Raw genomic sequence first — 17,486 nt, 5'->3', positions numbered from 1 at the left:
ATGAAAGTAATGTGTGTTATCGGGACTCGACCGGAGGCTATCAAAATGGCTCCAGTTGTGAATGCCTTTAAAAAATCACCAGGCTTTGATGTTTGCGTATTGGCTACAGCGCAACATCGCGATCTCCTGGATCAAGCATTATCTTTATTCGATATTAAGAGTGATTATGATCTTAATATCATGCAACCAGGTCAGAGCCTGCCTGAATTAACTGCCAGATTGATGGTTGGCATAGATAAAACCTTAAGTGATGTAAAACCTGATTTGGTTATTGCTCAGGGCGATACAACCACCGTTTTTGTTACTGCTCTTGCATGTTTTTATCAAAAAATCCCTTTTGCTCATCTTGAAGCAGGTTTGAGAACACACGATCTCTACTCGCCTTATCCTGAAGAAGCAAACCGTATTCTTGCTGGCAACTTAGCATGTTTGCATTTTGCTCCTACGGAAGTATCACGTGGTAATTTGCTGCGTGAAGCAATCGATGATGACAAGATTTTTGTCACTGGTAATACTGTCATTGATGCATTGCTTTCAACTGCCGAAAAAAACTTCCCAATCGGTGTTGATGTTCCTGAGGGAATGCGAATGGTCTTGGTTACATCTCATCGTCGTGAGAATTTTGGCCAACCTATTATTAATACATGTAAAGCTATTATTGAGTTAGTCAATAAATATGAAGACATATTTATTGTATTCCCTGTTCACCCAAATCCAAATATACGTAAAGTTACTGATGAATATCTTCAGAATCATCCGCGTATTAAATTAGTTGCACCTTTCGACTACGGTCCATTCGTTTCAGCAATGAAGAAATCGTTCATTATTTTGACCGACTCGGGTGGTGTTCAGGAAGAGGCTCCTGCACTTGGCAAACCTGTCCTTGTGCTGCGACGCGATACTGAAAGACCTGAAGCTGTGACTGAAGGTGTGGTAAAACTCATTGGTACGGAAATGCATGATATTGTCGAGCAGGCATCAATTTTACTCGATGATACATCCGCTTACCAAGAAATGGCGAAAGGTGCATCACCTTATGGTGACGGTAAGTCAAGTGATAGAATTGTTCAAATAGTGCGTAATTATCTTGGACAGATTTCCGAATGAAACTTGTGTACTTATCTCCAGTTCCCTGGAATAGCATGAGTCAAAGACCCCATTTTTTTATCCAGCATGCATTCCATGCTGGAATAAAAGAGATAATGTGGGTTGAACCTTACCCGGGGCGATTGCCAAATTTTGGCGACCTTGTCCCGGGTCGGCATGCCAGGGAACCTGCGAGTAAACGGACTTTTGAGAATTTCACTGTTGTACCTGTTCCATCTGTCTTTCCAATTGAACCCCTGCATTGTCTATTTAAAATCATTAATAAACGTTTGTTCGATAATGTAAGGGAGCAAGTAAATACTTTTAAGGACGAGAATACGTTACTGGTAGTCGGGAAACCAAGTCTATTAGCTCTGGATTTATGTAAGCAGTCAGGTTGGAAGAATATACTGTTTGATGCAATGGATAACTATCCTGCTTTTTTCAAAGGTTACTCATCTTTTAGCATGGCAAACATTGAGAAAAAAGTTGCATTGGCGGTAAACACGGTAATTTGCAGTAGCCATTCTTTGCAGGAAAAGTTTGCACACTATGCAAATGTTGAACTCTGCCTGAATGCATGCACATCCGATTTTGCTGTTGACTCGCATAGTAAAAGATCAGATGTAAGACAGGATGTTGTGTTTGGGTATGTGGGGACTATTGCCAGTTGGTTTGACTGGCGTTGGGTAATTGAGCTTGCAGAACTTAACCCTGGTTCTAAAATTCGCTTGATTGGACCACTCAAAACACTAAAGCCGGTTAATTTGCCTAAGAATATTGTGCTTGAAAAGGCCATATCCCATGATGAAGTTCCATCAGTTTTATCTGGGATCGATGTTGGGTTAATTCCATTTCAGGTTAACGATATCACTAAGTATGTTGACCCAATAAAATTCTATGAATATTCAGCAACAAAGATGCCATTGCTCTCAACCCAATTTGGTGAAATGTTATGGCATTATAATAGAGTAGATGGACAAAGAAATGATTGTCCATTTAATGTGCCAGATAATACGCTTTACTTTGATGAGAGAAATCTTGAAAACATTACATGGGAGAACCGTTTTTCTGAACTTTTCCCCAAAATATTAGTATAGTGTATTTGCTACGAGTGTATTAATGAACAATGTTGCTAAATTAACTATTTCTTTAGTTGTTTATAAGCCTGATCTTAATCAATTAAATGATACTCTTACTAGCTTAGCTACAAGCTTAGATTACGCAGGAAGTTCTTATCATATCTATATAATAGATAATACACCGCAAGGTGTTGAGTCTGGAATATCTACGGAGTATATTTCCCGCTATTTTAAATATGATGAGGTTACATATTCCCGGAATGAGAAAAATGTAGGTTTCGGCGGTGCTCACAATCAAGCTCTGGATGTTCAATCCGATTTTCATCTTATTATTAACCCTGACTTGATTATAAGTCGTGATGCTATAAGTAATGCAATGCTATTTATGAGTAGCAATGAGCGCTGCGGCCTTGTTACTCCTTACGCAACCTGGACGGATGGTACTATTCAGCGACTATGCAAACAATATCCATCTGTGTTAGTTCTGCTATTAAGAGGATTTGCCCCTCCATTCATAAAAAAACCGTTTAATAAGTTACTGAATAATTATGAAATGGTAGGGGTTATAAATTGTGATGAAGTATTCTGGAACCCTCCGATGGTCAGTGGATGCTTTATGTTTTTCAAAACTGAAGTGTGGAAAAAATGTCGAGGGTTTGATCATCGATACTTTTTATATTTTGAGGATTTTGACTTGAGCATAAGGGCTAAGCAAGTCTGTGATATTGCCTATGTGCCTTCGGTTAAAGTTGTGCACCATGGAGGGTATGCAGCTCGTAAGGGGTTGAAACATATTGTTTTGTTCTTCAAATCCATGGTTTCATTCTTCAGAATTCACCACTGGCGTTGGTTTTAATTTAAGCGTCTGGGGTCAGGTGCAAATACCTGTAATATAGCTTAACAACCTAAGAATGATTTTTAATGACCATTAACACATTCACCAGACGTCTTGTAAACAGTCAACTCGTTAGATTTTGTATTGTTGGTTTGATGAACACAGTTACCACTATGCTTATAATATTCATATTAATGCATAGTGGTTTTTCTTTGTATGTTGCAAATGCTCTTGGTTATATAGTTGGCATTATGCTCAGTTTTGTGATGAATTCACGCTTTACCTTTTCTGTCGATCTGAAATTAGCAAGGTTTTTAAAATTCCTGGTTACAGTTGCAATATCGTATGGGTTAAATATATTAACCATAAAATACACTATTTACTTTCTGTCTTTTAATGAATATATATCGCAATTTGCGGGTATGGTGATCTACACAGTCGCTTGTTTTGTAATTAATAAGCTATGGGCAATGAAATGAATCTGGAAGAAAAAAAACACCCTGTGTTGGCTATCGTTGTTCCTTGTTATAACGAAAGTGAAATGTTCTCAATGTGTGTAACTCAATTAAGAGAAGTACTTTCTAACTTAGTTGAGAAGGGCAGCATTTCTGCGAGTAGTTACCTCCTTTTTGTTGATGATGGCAGCAGGGATGATACCTGGGAGCAGATTAGCCATTCGTCACTGCAGTTTGAGAATGTTCGCGGATTGAAACTATCCCGAAATAAAGGTCATCAGCTTGCTTTAAGGGCAGGATTACGATTCTCTGACGCAGACATCACAATTAGTATTGATGCCGATCTACAGGATGATGTTGCCGCCATAGGAAAAATGGTTGATGAGTACCATAATGGTAACGAAATTGTTTATGGCGTGAGAAATGATAGAACCACGGATAGCTTTTTCAAACGTAATACAGCTACGCTCTTTTATAAAATGATGAGCCGCCTGGGTGTCCATCAGGTTGAACAACACGCCGACTATCGTTTGTTAGGCCGGAATGCGCTGAATGCATTTCTGGATTTTAACGAGAAGAATCTCTATATCCGCGGTATTATCCCATTACTGGGCTTTAAAAGTACAAAGGTTTACTATTCTCGCAAAGAGCGGCTTGCTGGTGAGTCTAAATATCCGCTAAAGAAAATGCTATCACTGGCTCTTGACGGGATTACTTCGTTATCCGTAAAGCCACTACGAATTATTTCCTTACTGGGGTTCTTTGTTTCTTTGGTCTCATTTGTCATTGGTTTTACAGCACTAATGCAAAAATTCCTTGGGCATACCATTGAGGGATGGGCATCGGTAATGGTCGGTCTTTTCTTTATGGGCGGGGTCCAGTTATTGTGCATTGGAATTTTGGGCGAATATATAGGTAAGATTTATGTTGAAGTTAAGAATAGACCTTCCTATTTTATCGAAAAGTGTACCTGGCTTGAAAAAAATAACAATGAACAGAGTGATTGACCTTTACCAGGCCTGAATATTCGTGTCTTTGCATAGAGGGAAGTGACATATAAGTCACACAGGATTTACGAAGTTTATGTATTTTTATACTATTAGAGAGTATAGAGTAAATGAGAAAAGTGCTTGCATTTGTTGATTTCTCAAGTGTCTTTGTTTTACTTTTATTTGTTGGCTTTGTTTCTTATCTAAATGTCACAATGCTGAATGCTGGCTATATCACACATTATTTTAATTTTCTCAGTTTAGGGGGGATGTTTGTTTTTTTAGCCTTCCTTATTTTTGTTTTTCATAAGATAAGTCATGTTATTAATAGTAAAAATTATGGATGGCTTGTTTTTGTTATTAGTATCATCACAAAACTGATATTTATCATGCTCGTAAATAGCAAGCCTGAAAGCGATTTTGCGATGATTTTTAAAACAGCAGGGATGTTTGCCGACGGAACAATAAAAACATTAAATGCCGGACCCGGTAGCTATTATGATGTATGGGCATATCAATCTGTATACACTCTGTATCAAGCCTTTGTTCTTTACGTTTATAATTCTATTGATGCCTTGAAAATTCTCAATGTCTTTTTCATGGCTGGTTCCTCTGTAATGGTGTACAAAATATGTAATGAGATATATTCTGAGAAAATTTCATTCATAGTCGCTTGTTTGTATTCACTGTACCCAGAAATGGCTTTTTATTCTCCAGTGTTATCAAATCAACACATTTCAACATTTTTTGTTTTGATTGGTGTTTATCTCCTTCTTAAGAATAATTATCGTTCATTAATCTTTTCTGGCATATTCCTGGCTCTGGGTGATTTGATGCGACCTGAAATCATCATCATCTTTATTGCAGCCGGTTTTTGCCTGATCGTTTCCAGCATGAAAAGTCGTGAGCGTGGGGTAATATTAAGCCAACTGGCTAAATTTAGTACAGTGGTTGTAATCTACGTCCTTATTCATGTTTTCACTGGCGCAGCAATTAAAGCATCAGGTGTAAATCAATATGGAATTGATAACAGAAATCCTGAATGGAAATTCATGGTTGGTCTGGATAAAGAACATTTGGGCGCATGGAATACCTCCCATGCTAATATTCTTGGAATGACGGATAGCGCCGAGCGAAAGAAAGAGGTTATCGATTATGTTAAAAAAACATATAAAACGCCTGGTGATGTGCTGAGTTTTGTGCACGATAAACAAGCTTTCATGTGGGCTTCGCCAAGTCCTGTTTATTTTACATTTAACGATGGAGAGTTGACACGAACGGTGAGATTATTCGGCAAAGAATACTATATGAATGATTTAGTTAACGTTTTCGTCTCTCTCGATAAAGTGTATTATACATTTATATTTTGCTTGTTTTTCGTTAGTGTTTTAGATGTGTTTGTTTCTTTGTTCCGCGGAGTTGTGCCGTCAAAAGAACAGTATTTTATCATGATGGTGTGCCTGGTTAATTTCTTGATTTATCTTTTCATTGAAGTTCAACCCCGCTATAAATATTTTGTGATGCCATTTATCTTTATTGCGATTGGACATTTCCTGACTCGAGTCAGTACGATTAACAAATCGAATTTAAAAGCACGTTTCTTGCTGGTTTTTGGTAAGCGGTCAGATGCCGCATTATGAAGTAGGAAAGCTAATTACCGGGATATGCTGAAATCTGTGGTTTAAAAAGAATAAATTACTTCAGCACCTAACGCTACTACCGCGAGCCTACCTTCTGGGTTAACATATTATTCACTTAAGTCCTGAGGGCGCGACCCACAGGGCAACCACACCTGACAGGAGTATGTAATGTCCAAGCAACAAATCGGTGTTGTCGGTATGGCAGTGATGGGGCGCAACCTGGCGCTCAACATCGAAAGCCGCGGTTATACCGTCTCCGTTTTCAACCGCTCCCGTGAAAAAACCGAAGAAGTGATTGCTGAGAACCCTGGCAAGAAACTGGTTCCTTTTTACACGGTGCAGGAGTTTGTTGAGTCTCTGGAAACACCTCGTCGTATCCTGTTGATGGTGAAAGCGGGCGCTGGCACAGATGCTGCTATTGACTCCCTGAAGCCATATCTTGATAAAGGCGACATCATTATTGATGGCGGTAATACTTTCTACCATGACACCATCCGTCGTAACCGTGAGCTGTCTGCTGAAGGTTTCAACTTTATCGGTACTGGCGTATCCGGTGGTGAAGAGGGCGCACTGAAAGGCCCATCTATCATGCCTGGTGGACAGAAAGACGCATACGAACTGGTTGCGCCAATCCTGACCAAAATTGCTGCCGTGGCGGAAGATGGTGTGCCGTGCGTGACCTATATCGGTCCAGACGGTGCGGGCCACTACGTGAAGATGGTTCATAACGGCATCGAATACGGCGATATGCAGCTGATTGCTGAAGCCTATTCTCTGCTGAAAGGTGGCCTGAATCTCTCCAACGAAGAGCTGGCACAGACCTTTACCAACTGGAATAACGGCGAGCTGAGCAGCTATCTGATCGACATCACCAAAGATATCTTCACCAAGAAAGATGAAGAAGGTAAATACCTGGTTGATGTGATTCTGGATGAAGCGGCGAACAAAGGCACAGGTAAATGGACCAGCCAGAGTTCCCTGGATCTGGGCGAGCCACTGTCTCTGATCACCGAATCCGTATTTGCGCGTTATATCTCCTCCCTCAAAGAGCAGCGTGTTGCGGCTTCTAAAGTTCTGTCTGGCCCACAAGCTAAGCCAGCAAGTGACAAAGCGGAATTCATCGAGAAAGTCCGCCGCGCACTGTACCTGGGGAAAATTGTCTCTTACGCTCAGGGCTTCTCGCAGCTGCGTGCCGCCTCTGACGAAAACAACTGGGATCTGAACTACGGCGAAATTGCGAAAATCTTCCGTGCAGGTTGTATCATTCGCGCCCAGTTCCTGCAGAAAATCACCGATGCCTACGCTGAAAACGCGAGCATCGCTAACCTGCTGCTGGCTCCTTACTTCAAGAAAATCGCTGATGAATACCAGCAAGCCTTGCGTGATGTTGTGGCTTATGCGGTTCAGAACGGCATTCCGGTTCCAACTTTCTCTGCCGCTGTGGCTTACTACGACAGCTATCGTGCTGCCGTTCTGCCTGCGAACCTGATCCAGGCACAGCGCGATTACTTTGGTGCGCATACGTACAAACGCACTGATAAAGAAGGTGTGTTCCACACCGAATGGCTGGATTAATCTGATTTAGCCTCACGCAGTGACATGAACCCGGAGAATCTCTCCGGGTTTTTTTACGCCAAAATTCGTGGCAGGTGACTCGAAGTAGTCCGAATGTCAGCCTGATACACGTCAATCCTCCGGCTTCGCCTTGACAGCCCTACAAGCCAGGAGGTAAAAAGCCCACAGTTATTGATTATCGTGATGGTCAAACGGCCATCTCTACAGTTAACCCAGAGAAGTCATTAGCGAATGAAAATAACAATTTCCGGTACAGGTTATGTAGGTCTCTCGAACGGTATCCTGATCGCGCAAAATCATGAAGTTGTTGCGCTCGATATCGTGCAGGCCAAGGTGGATATGCTGAATCAGAAGCAATCCCCGATTGTAGATAAAGAGATTGAAGAGTACCTGGCGACGAAGCCGCTAAACTTCCGTGCCACGACCGATAAGCTCGATGCTTATCGTGATGCGGACTATGTGATCATTGCGACCCCAACGGATTACGACCCTAAGAATAACTATTTCAATACGTCCAGCGTGGAATCGGTTATCCGCGATGTTACAGAGATCAACCCAAAAGCGGTTATGATCATTAAATCCACCATTCCGGTAGGTTTTACACAATCCATTAAAGAGAAGTACGGCATCGATAATGTTATCTTCTCGCCAGAATTCCTGCGTGAAGGTCGTGCGTTGTTCGATAACCTCAACCCGTCACGCATCGTCATCGGAGAGCGTTCAGAGCGTGCTGAACGTTTTGCTGCTCTGTTGCAGGAAGGGGCAATTAAGAAAGACATTCCAACCCTCTTCACCGACTCAACCGAAGCGGAAGCTATCAAACTGTTTGCCAACACTTACCTTGCAATGCGTGTCGCTTATTTCAATGAGCTGGACAGCTATGCAGAAAGTCTGGGGCTGAACAGTCGTCAGATCATCGAAGGCGTCTGTCTTGACCCACGCATTGGTAACCACTACAACAACCCGTCGTTTGGCTATGGCGGTTATTGCCTGCCAAAAGATACCAAGCAGTTGCTGGCGAATTACCAGTCCGTACCGAATAACATCATCTCCGCTATTGTTGATGCGAACCGTACGCGTAAGGATTTCATCGCCGATTCAATTTTGTCCCGACAGCCGAAAGTGGTGGGTGTCTACCGTCTTATTATGAAGAGCGGTTCCGATAACTTCCGTGCTTCGTCCATTCAGGGCATCATGAAGCGTATTAAGGCGAAGGGCGTCCAGGTCATTATTTATGAGCCGGTGATGCAGGAAGATGAGTTCTTCCACTCCCGCGTAGTGCGCGATCTGGATGCGTTTAAGAAAGAGGCGGATGTCATCATCTCCAACCGTATGGCTGAAGAGCTGGCGGATGTTGCGGATAAGGTTTACACCCGCGACCTGTTTGGCAGCGATTAAGCATGAAAAAGCCCGGTAATACCGGGCTTTTTTTTGAGTATATTTTAAAAATTAAACCTTGTAGAACGCTCTGTACCACTCCACAAAATTCTTCACGCCCTCTTTCACCGAGGTCTGTGGTTTAAAGCCCGTCACATCGAACAGTGGCTGAGTATCGGCACTGGTTTCCAGCACGTCGCCTGGCTGAATAGGCAGCATATTTTTTATCGCCGTTGTTCCCAGCGCTTCTTCCAGTGCAGTGATGTAATCCATCAATTCAACGGGTGAACTGTTACCGATATTATAAACGCGGTACGGTGCAGAACTGCTCGCCGGTGTGCCCGTTTCCACCGTCCAGTCAGGATCTGCCTGAGGGATAACATCCTGCAGGCGCATAATCGCTTCGGCAATATCGTCGATGTAGGTGAAGTCTCGCTTCATTTTACCGTAGTTATAGACGTCAATGCTTTTGCCTTCGATCATCGCCTTAGTGAACTTAAACAGTGCCATATCCGGACGGCCCCATGGCCCATAGACGGTAAAGAAGCGCAGGCCAGTGGTTGGCAGATCGTAAAGGTGAGAGTAGGTGTGCGACATCAGCTCATTTGCTTTTTTGGTGGCAGCATAGAGCGACACAGGATGGTCCACTGAATCATCCGTCGAGAATGGCATTTTACGGTTGAGGCCGTAAATCGAACTGGAAGAGGCATACAGAAGATGTTGTACCTTGTTATGGCGGCAACCTTCCAGAACGTTAAGATGACCAATCAGGTTGGAATCTGCATACGCGTGAGGATTTTCCAGCGAGTAACGTACCCCAGCCTGTGCAGCCAAATGAATGACACGGTCAAATTTCTCGCGGGCAAAGAGCGTCGCCATACCTTCACGATCGGCAAGATCAAGCTTATGGAAGGTAAAATGGTCAGATGTCAGAAGATCAAGTCGGGCCTGTTTCAGATTAACATCGTAGTAGTCATTAAGGTTATCCATCCCAACAACCTGATGTCCCGCCTGTAAGAGACGTTCGCAGACGCGAGAACCGATAAAGCCGGCCGCGCCGGTGACAAGAAATTTCATCTTCAACCTCAATGTTTAGTATACGTAGCTCGTAACGTACTCTTCGAGAACGTCAAATCTGTTGGCCGATGATACCTGCTCCGGGAGGGAATGATAACTGCTTTATTCTGGGGAAGGGGGGAGCACTGGTCTCCCCACGGAAGTGATGCTTACTTGTGGCGCTTGCGAAGATTCTCAATCACGGTGGTTAAATCCAGCTCCTGATCCTGCAACAGCACCAGAAGATGGTAGATAAGATCAGAGGCTTCATTGGTTAACTCATCCCGATCACGTACGGTCGCCGCCAGTGCTGTCTCAACACCTTCTTCCCCCACTTTCTGCGCGATACGCTTGGTTCCACTCGCATACAGCTTTGCGGTATAGGAACTTGCCGGGTCAGCCGTTTTGCGTTCTGCGAGCAACTGTTCCAGTTGATACAGGAACAACCACTGGTGGCTTGCTTCGCCAAAGCAGCTGCTTGTGCCTTTGTGACAGGTAGGCCCAATGGGGTTGGCCAGAATCAACAGCGTATCGTTATCGCAGTCAGGCGTAATGCTTACGACGTTGAGGAAGTGACCAGACGTTTCGCCTTTGGTCCACAGGCGCTGTTTTGTGCGCGAGAAAAAGGTCACTTTCCCGCTGCTGAGGGTTGTTGCCAGCGCATTCTGGTTCATGTAACCCAGCATCAGCACTTCACCCGAAACGGCGTGCTGTACAACCACGGGCAATAATCCGTCCGTTTTTTCCCAGTCCAGTTGTGCCTGTTGTTGCTCTGTTAACATACCCTAATCTCCACGCCCTGGTTTGCCAGGTACGTTTTTAACTCACCAATATTAATAATCTGCTTGTGGAACACGGACGCGGCCAGCGCGCCGTCTACGTTAGCGTCACGGAAGGCTTCCAGGAAGTGCTCCATCGTTCCCGCACCGCCAGAGGCGATCAGCGGAACATGGCAAACGGCACGTACTTTGCTCAACTGCTCAAGATCGTAACCGTTGCGAACACCATCCTGATTCATCATATTCAGAACAATTTCACCTGCACCGCGTTTCTGTACTTCCTGCACCCAGTCCAGCGTTTCCCACTGCGTCACGCGTGTCCGGCTCTCGTCGCCGGTGTACTGATTAACGTGGTATTTGCCTGTCGCAGCGTCGAACCATGTATCGATACCAACCACAATGCACTGAACGCCAAAACGGTCAGCCAGGCGGGTAATTAACGTCGGGTCCGCCAGCGCAGGGGAGTTGATCGAAATTTTATCTGCACCAAAAGAGAGAATTTTGGCCGCGTCTTCTGCAGACTTAATGCCACCGGCGACACAAAACGGAATGTCGATCACTTCCGCCACGCGCGCGACCCAGCTTTTATCCACGACACGGCCATCACTGGAGGCCGTGATATCGTAAAACACCAGCTCATCAGCACCTTCGTCAGCATAGCGTTTTGCCAGTGGGACAATGTCACCAATAATTTCGTGATTACGGAACTGTACGCCTTTAACTACCTGACCATCGCGTACATCAAGACAAGGGATTATCCGTTTTGCCAGCATTGAATCGCCTCCGTCACAGTAAATTTTCCTTCCAGCAAGGCGCGCCCAACAATCACACCGCGAACGCCAGTCCCTCGTAATGCGGCAACATCGGCAATATCACCAATGCCACCGGATGACTGGAATGCCACCTGGGGATAGCGAGCACAAACTTCTTCATACAGTGAGACGTTAGAACCCGCCAGCGTGCCATCGCGGGAGATATCGGTACAAAGAACATGCTTCAGGCCAACGGGGAGATAAATATCCACGAGCGCTTCCAGCGTCACGCCGGAGTTTTCCTGCCAGCCGCTGACCGCAACCTGCTTGTTGCCTTGTTCGTCAATGCGAACATCGAGCGCCAGAACCAGCGCATCCGCACCAAAACGGCGGAACCAGCCTTTGACCTGCTCAGGATTTTTTACGGCAGTCGAGCCGACCACCACGCGCGCAACACCAGCGTCAAGCAGGGCCGCAACATCCTCTTCTGTACGTACGCCGCCGCCAACCTGCACCGGGACATTCACACCGGCCACAAGCTTTTTGAGTAACGGGATCTGACGTTTAGCCGGGTCTTTTGCGCCCGTCAGGTCAACCAGGTGCAGCACCTCAGCCCCCTGGGCGGCGTAATCCTGCAAGCGTGGCAGCGGATCGTTACCGTAGTCGCGCTGTTGGGCATAATCGCCCTGATGGAGTCGCACGACCGTGCCGTCAATCAAATCTAACGCAGGAATAATCATCACATCTCCAGGAAGTTTTTCAGCAGTTGTGCACCCGCTGAGCCGGAGCGTTCCGGGTGAAACTGCACGCCGAAGAAATTATCTTTCTGAACGGCAGCGGTGAATGGTTCGCCGTAGTTGCACTGGGCAATGGTGTACGGATTAACCGGCATGGCGTAACTGTGTACGAAGTAAAAGTAAGCGCCATCCTCAATACCCCGGAACAGTCGATCACCGGCTTTTGGATAAACACGGTTCCAGCCCATGTGCGGCAGGGGCAGACCGTGATCAACCATTTTGGGGACATCTTCTTCAATGATGCCAAGCAGGTTCACGCCGTGACTCTCTTCGCTGCGACGACCCAGCAATTGCATGCCGAGGCAGATCCCGAGTACGGGCTGAGTACAGGCTTTAATCAGTTCGGCCAGGTCGCGCTCGTGGATTTGATCCATTGCGGCCTGCGCCGTACCCACACCTGGTAAAAAGAGCTTGTCTGCGCGCAGCACCACGTCAGGGTCCCGGCTGACGGCAGGCTCATAGCCATGACGTGTAATTGCCGATTTTACCGAGTTCAGGTTGGCGCAGCCGGTATCCAGAATGACCACATTCATCACAAGACTCCTTTGGACGAGGGCAGCGCATCACCTTCCACGCGGATTGCCTGACGTAAGGTCCGGCCAAACGCTTTGAACAGGCTTTCGACACGGTGGTGATCGTTTTTGCCTTTGGTTTTCAGGTGCAGCGTCAGGCCCATGGTATAGGAAAGCGAACGGAAGAAATGCTCAACCATTTCGGTACTGAGGTCACCCACACGCTGGTAGGTGAAATCTGCTTTGTATTCCAGGTGGGGGCGGCCAGAGATATCCAGCGCACAGCGTGCCAGGCATTCATCCATGGGCAGGACAAAACCGAAACGGTTAATTCCGCGTTTGTCGCCCAGGGCCAGTTTCAGCGCTTCGCCTAATGCCAGACCGGTATCTTCCACGGTGTGGTGATCGTCAATATAGAGGTCGCCTTTGACGGCGATTTCCATGCGAAAACCACCATGAGTGGCAATCTGATCCAGCATGTGGTCAAAGAAGCCCACACCCGTGTGGATCTTGCTGCCGCCTTCACGGTCGAGCCAGACTTTCACGTCAATTTGTGTCTCTTTGGTATTGCGTTCAACATGTGAGAAGCGGTCACGCTTCGTCAGTTGCTCGCCAATCATTGCCCAGTTGAGATCCGCACGGTTGTAACGCAGGCCTGCAATACCCATGTTTTCGGCCAGTGTGATGTCGGTGGCACGATCCCCAATGACATAACTGTTGGCTTTGTCCAGGAAGGTGTCTGCCAGATAACGTTCGACCAGTTTCACCTTTGGCTTCCGACAGTCGCAATTGTCTGCCGGAAGATGCGGACAAATCAGCACCTCATCAAATTCCACACCCTGGGAGGAGAGGATCTGCATCATCAGATTATGCGGGCCGTCAAAATCAGCCTGCGGGAAGCTATCAGTACCCAGACCGTCCTGATTGGTAATCATGACCAGCTTAAATCCGGCTTTCTGTAATTTGAGCAGCACGGGAATAACGTCGGCTTCAAAAGCCAGCTTGTCGAAGCGATCAACCTGATAATCCGTTGGTGGCTCGGAAATAATCGTTCCGTCGCGATCGATAAAAAGGGTCTTCTGACTCATACTTTCTCCGCTTTCAGAGCGTCAATAACGCGCTGGCTCTCTGCCCGTGTGCCTACAGTAATACGCAAACAGCCGCTTAATGAAGGTTGTTTATTTTGGTCTCGTAAGATAATGCCCTGATCCCACAGCGATTTAAATACTGTGCTGGAGGCAATAAAGCGCACCAGGATGTAATTGGTTTCGGAGTCGAAAACCTGCTCCACGCAGGGGATCGCTTGCAACGCATCAACCAGGTACTGACGTTCAGTCAGGATTTGCGCCACACGTTCCCGCATGGCACTGATCCCCTGCGGGGCAAGTGCCTGTGCCGCAATATCTGCAACCGGCGTGGAGAGTGGATACGGGGCAATCACCTTCATCAGCAGGTCGATGACCTCTTTATTTGCCAGCGTGAAGCCACAACGCAGGCCCGCAAGAGCAAAAGCTTTTGACAGCGTACGCAAGACTACCAGGTGAGGATACTCTTCAAGCCAGCCCGCCAGCGACGCCTGCGGGCAAAATTCAATATAGGCCTCGTCGGCGACGACCAGGGCCTTACCGCGGGTCATCTCCAGTAATGTGCGAATGTCCTGCGGGTTGATGATCTGCCCGGTCGGGTTATTCGGGCTACAGACAAACACCACTTTTACGCCATCAAGATTTTCGGCAATGCCTTTCAGATCGAGCTGCCAGTCATCGAGTGCCAGCACGTTGCGACATGCCACGCCGAAAGTCTCGGCACTCACACTGTACATGCCGTACGTCGGCTGGCAGTACATCACTGCATCCTGACCCGGCTCGCAGAAGGCACGGATCAGTAATTCAATGCCTTCATCGGCCCCACGACTGACCAACACTTGCTCAGGTTTAACGCCAGCGTACTGGGCATAATTGGCAATGACTGCTTTCGGCTGGCACTCCGGATAACGGTTCAGTGTTTGTTGTGACAGTTGAAATTCCACAGCTGTCGGAAATTCGTTGGCATTCAGCCAGACATCACCGTTACCGCCCAAACGACGCGCTGACTGATATGGAGTCAGTTGACGGACATTTTCGCGTGCTAATTCTTCAATGCTCATGCTTGCTCCTTCAGGGCTGCGACACGCAGCGTCACAGCGTTTTTGTGGGCAGTCAGTCGTTCTGCTGCGGCCAGCGTTTCAATTGTGGAGGCCAGTGATGCAAACCCTTCGCGGGAGAGTTCCTGCACCGTCATGCGTTTCTGGAAATCCGCGAGTCCGAGGCTTGAGCAGGTCGAGGTATAACCATATGTCGGCAAGACGTGGTTTGTCCCGGATGCATAATCGCCTGCGGATTCAGGTGACCAGTCGCCCAGGAAAACAGACCCTGCGCTGGTAATGTTGTCGACCAACTCACGTGCGTTACGGGTCTGGATGATCAGATGCTCCGGACCATACTGGTTAGAAATGGCAATACACTGGTCAAGATCGCGTGCCACAATCAGGCGGCTCGCGGATAACGCCTGACGAGCGGTATCCGCACGTGGCAGATCGGCAAGTTGACGTTCAACCGCTTCACCCACACGTTTTGCCATGTCGGCATCTGGCGTGAGTAAAATAACCTGCGAGTCAGGTCCGTGTTCGGCTTGTGATAACAGATCCGAGGCGACAAAATCCGGTGTTGCACCGCTGTCGGCAATGACCAGAACTTCCGACGGCCCGGCAGGCATATCAATGGCTGCGCCATCAAGACGCTGGCTGACCTGACGTTTGGCTTCCGTGACAAACGCATTCCCAGGACCAAAAATTTTGTCCACTTTAGGAACTGACGCAGTGCCGAAGGCGAGGGCGGAAATGGCCTGCGCGCCGCCGACTTTAAAGACGTCCTGCACTCCGCACAGTTTGGCGGCATAGAGGATTTCATCGGCAATCGGTGGTGGGGAGCACAGCACCACTTTCTGGCAACCGGCAATACGCGCCGGTGTCGCCAGCATTAATACGGTAGAAAACAGTGGCGCAGAGCCGCCCGGAATATACAAGCCTACGGAGGCTACAGGGCGGGTTACCTGCTGGCAACGCACGCCTGGCAGGGTTTCCACATCCACGGACTGCAGTTTTTGCGCCGTGTGGAAGGTATCAATGTTTTTAACCGCAACAGCCATGGCCTGTTTGATCTCATCCCCCAGACGATTGCTGGCATCGATGATTTCCTGGTCGGTCACTTTTAATACGCTAACGTCGATTTTATCGAATTTTGCACTGTATTCACGCAGCGCGTCGTCACCCCGGCTTTTGACGTTATCGAGAATGTCAGACACGGTGCGGGTTATGCTCTCTGAGGCGGATATCGCCGGGCGCATCAGCAGCGCTTTCTGCTGTGCTTCGTTACAGGTGTTCCAGTCGATAAGGGTGTTAAAGCTCATGGCGGTTACTCCATCATCTTCTCGATTGGCAGCACCAGAATAGAGCTGGCTCCCAGTGCTTTCAGTTTTTCCATGGTTTCCCAGAACAGAGTCTCGCTGCTGACCATGTGCATTGCCACGCGCTGCTGGTCACCCGCCAGCGGCAGGATCGTTGGGCGCTCCGCACCCGGCAACAGAGCAATCACGTCGTCGAGACGTTCGGTTGGTGCGTGCATCATGATGTATTTGGATTCACGTGCCTGAATTACACCCTGAATACGGGTCAGCAACTTATCGATGAGCTGCTGTTTGGCGTCGGCCATTTCGCCATCGCGCTGGATAAGACAGGCTTTGGAGCGGTAAATTACTTCCACTTCGCGCAGGCCGTTGGCTTCAAGCGTTGCACCGGTCGATACCAGGTCACAAATGGCATCTGCCAGTCCGGCGCGAGGAGCGACCTCGACGGAACCGTTCAGCAAGCAGGATTTAAACTGTACGCCTTTTTGATCCAGGTAACGTTTGAGCAGGTGAGGGTAGGAGGTTGCAATGCGTTTACCCTTCAGGGCTGCCGGACCATCCCATGCTTCATCCACCGGCGTGGCCAGCGACAAACGGCAGCCGCCGAAGTCCAGACGACGCAGCGTGAAATAGCGCGGATCTTCTCCCTGAGCGCGGCGGGTCAGTAACTCTTCTTCCAGCACGTTTTCGCCAATGATACCGAGGTCGACGACGCCATCCATGACCAGGCCCGGGATATCGTCGTCACGTACACGCAGAATATCGATGGGCATATTTTCAGCCAGGGCGATCAGACGCTGGGTGTGCAGGTTGATTTTAATCCCGCAGCGGGCCAGCAGTTCGCGTGAATCGTCGCTCAGACGGCCTGATTTTTGAATAGCTATGCGTAAACGTGCGTTATCTAACATTCTGTGTTCCTCGTTAACCTGTTTTAAACTGTCTGAACGCGGTCCAAAAAAAAGCCCCCGGAAGATGATCTTCCGGGGGCTCTCTCTTGCGTTCTCGCACCACTGGAAGATCTGAATGTCTTCCAGCACACATCGCCTGAAAGACTAGTCAGGATGATGGTGATGATGGTGGTGTTTAAATTGAACGCGTGTCATATAT

18 protein-coding genes and 1 other annotated feature are annotated in these 17,486 nt (G+C 47.4%); of the genes, 8 read left to right on the top strand and 10 right to left on the bottom strand.

Annotated features, from left to right (window positions below):
• The 8 genes from wecB to ugd all read left to right on the top strand — a co-directional run bounded on the left by wecB (nt 1) and on the right by ugd (nt 9,060).
• The gene (gene wecB / locus GF617_RS07255; protein ID WP_203451459.1) at nt 1–1,107 is read left to right on the top strand and encodes a non-hydrolyzing UDP-N-acetylglucosamine 2-epimerase; all 1,107 of its coding nucleotides are present in this window, start codon (nt 1–3) and stop codon (nt 1,105–1,107) included.
• A 35-nt stretch (nt 1,108–1,142) separates the two neighbouring features.
• The gene (locus tag GF617_RS07250; protein WP_203451396.1) at nt 1,143–2,186 is read left to right on the top strand and encodes a glycosyltransferase; all 1,044 of its coding nucleotides are present in this window, start codon (nt 1,143–1,145) and stop codon (nt 2,184–2,186) included.
• Between the two features lie 22 nt (nt 2,187–2,208).
• Nucleotides 2,209–3,024 (top strand): glycosyltransferase family 2 protein, encoded by an 816-nt coding sequence (locus GF617_RS07245; protein WP_203451395.1) that lies wholly within the window; start codon nt 2,209–2,211, stop codon nt 3,022–3,024.
• A 65-nt stretch (nt 3,025–3,089) separates the two neighbouring features.
• Nucleotides 3,090–3,482 carry a GtrA family protein gene (locus GF617_RS07240; RefSeq protein WP_255547612.1) on the top strand — a complete coding sequence of 131 codons (393 nt, stop codon included), beginning with the start codon at nt 3,090–3,092 and terminating at the stop codon, nt 3,480–3,482.
• A complete protein-coding gene (locus GF617_RS07235) occupies nt 3,479–4,465 on the top strand; it encodes a glycosyltransferase family 2 protein (RefSeq protein ID WP_203451394.1) in 987 nt (328 codons plus the stop codon). Before GF617_RS07240 ends, GF617_RS07235 begins: the two co-directional genes overlap by 4 nt.
• A 110-nt stretch (nt 4,466–4,575) precedes the next feature.
• A complete protein-coding gene (locus tag GF617_RS07230) occupies nt 4,576–6,087 on the top strand; it encodes a DUF2079 domain-containing protein (protein ID WP_203451393.1) in 1,512 nt (503 codons plus the stop codon).
• A gap of 168 nt (nt 6,088–6,255) precedes the next feature.
• Nucleotides 6,256–7,662, top strand: coding sequence for an NADP-dependent phosphogluconate dehydrogenase (gene gndA / locus GF617_RS07225; RefSeq protein WP_203451392.1), 1,407 nt, complete (start codon nt 6,256–6,258; stop codon nt 7,660–7,662).
• Nucleotides 7,663–7,893: 231 nt separating this feature from the next.
• Nucleotides 7,894–9,060, top strand: coding sequence for a UDP-glucose 6-dehydrogenase (gene ugd / locus GF617_RS07220; protein WP_181620038.1), 1,167 nt, complete (start codon nt 7,894–7,896; stop codon nt 9,058–9,060).
• A 51-nt stretch (nt 9,061–9,111) separates the two neighbouring features.
• On the opposite strand, the gene GF617_RS07215 is transcribed toward ugd, so the two are convergent.
• The 10 genes from GF617_RS07215 to hisL all read right to left on the bottom strand — a co-directional run bounded on the left by GF617_RS07215 (nt 9,112) and on the right by hisL (nt 17,482).
• Complete coding sequence (locus tag GF617_RS07215) at nt 9,112–10,116, bottom strand: NAD-dependent epimerase (protein WP_181620037.1); 1,005 nt, start codon at nt 10,114–10,116, stop codon at nt 9,112–9,114.
• A 149-nt stretch (nt 10,117–10,265) separates the two neighbouring features.
• On the bottom strand, nt 10,266–10,877 hold the full coding sequence (gene hisIE, locus GF617_RS07210; protein WP_203451391.1) for a bifunctional phosphoribosyl-AMP cyclohydrolase/phosphoribosyl-ATP diphosphatase HisIE: 612 nt from the start codon (nt 10,875–10,877) through the stop codon (nt 10,266–10,268).
• Nucleotides 10,871–11,647 (bottom strand): imidazole glycerol phosphate synthase subunit HisF, encoded by a 777-nt coding sequence (gene hisF / locus GF617_RS07205; RefSeq protein WP_181620035.1) that lies wholly within the window; start codon nt 11,645–11,647, stop codon nt 10,871–10,873. Before hisF ends, hisIE begins: the two co-directional genes overlap by 7 nt.
• Nucleotides 11,629–12,366 carry a 1-(5-phosphoribosyl)-5-[(5-phosphoribosylamino)methylideneamino]imidazole-4-carboxamide isomerase gene (hisA, locus tag GF617_RS07200; RefSeq protein WP_181620034.1) on the bottom strand — a complete coding sequence of 246 codons (738 nt, stop codon included), beginning with the start codon at nt 12,364–12,366 and terminating at the stop codon, nt 11,629–11,631. The genes hisF and hisA overlap by 19 nt, the downstream gene beginning before the upstream one ends.
• Complete coding sequence (gene hisH, locus GF617_RS07195; RefSeq protein WP_181620033.1) at nt 12,366–12,956, bottom strand: imidazole glycerol phosphate synthase subunit HisH; 591 nt, start codon at nt 12,954–12,956, stop codon at nt 12,366–12,368. The genes hisA and hisH overlap by 1 nt, the downstream gene beginning before the upstream one ends.
• Nucleotides 12,956–14,023, bottom strand: a complete 1,068-nt coding sequence (gene hisB / locus GF617_RS07190; RefSeq protein WP_181620032.1) for a bifunctional histidinol-phosphatase/imidazoleglycerol-phosphate dehydratase HisB — start codon at nt 14,021–14,023, stop codon at nt 12,956–12,958. Before hisB ends, hisH begins: the two co-directional genes overlap by 1 nt.
• Nucleotides 14,020–15,081: a histidinol-phosphate transaminase gene (gene hisC, locus GF617_RS07185; RefSeq protein WP_181620031.1), complete on the bottom strand. Its 1,062-nt coding sequence runs from the start codon at nt 15,079–15,081 to the stop codon at nt 14,020–14,022. The genes hisB and hisC overlap by 4 nt, the downstream gene beginning before the upstream one ends.
• Nucleotides 15,078–16,382, bottom strand: a complete 1,305-nt coding sequence (gene hisD / locus GF617_RS07180) for a histidinol dehydrogenase (protein WP_203451390.1) — start codon at nt 16,380–16,382, stop codon at nt 15,078–15,080. Before hisD ends, hisC begins: the two co-directional genes overlap by 4 nt.
• A 5-nt stretch (nt 16,383–16,387) precedes the next feature.
• The gene (hisG, locus tag GF617_RS07175; protein ID WP_203451389.1) at nt 16,388–17,287 is read right to left on the bottom strand and encodes an ATP phosphoribosyltransferase; all 900 of its coding nucleotides are present in this window, start codon (nt 17,285–17,287) and stop codon (nt 16,388–16,390) included.
• 45 nt (nt 17,288–17,332) lie between these two features.
• Nucleotides 17,333–17,456, bottom strand: a sequence feature (His leader region).
• Nucleotides 17,432–17,482, bottom strand: a complete 51-nt coding sequence (gene hisL, locus GF617_RS07170) for a his operon leader peptide (RefSeq protein WP_001364200.1) — start codon at nt 17,480–17,482, stop codon at nt 17,432–17,434. (Overlaps the previous feature by 25 nt.)
• Between the last annotated feature and the right edge of the window lie 4 nt (nt 17,483–17,486).

The sequence above is a fragment of the Lelliottia sp. RWM.1 genome (genome assembly GCF_016859735.1).
Taxonomy (GTDB): Bacteria; Pseudomonadota; Gammaproteobacteria; order Enterobacterales; family Enterobacteriaceae; genus Enterobacter.
The sequence above is the reverse complement of the archived record's forward strand: the minus strand, read 5'-3'. Positions and strand labels throughout refer to the sequence as shown.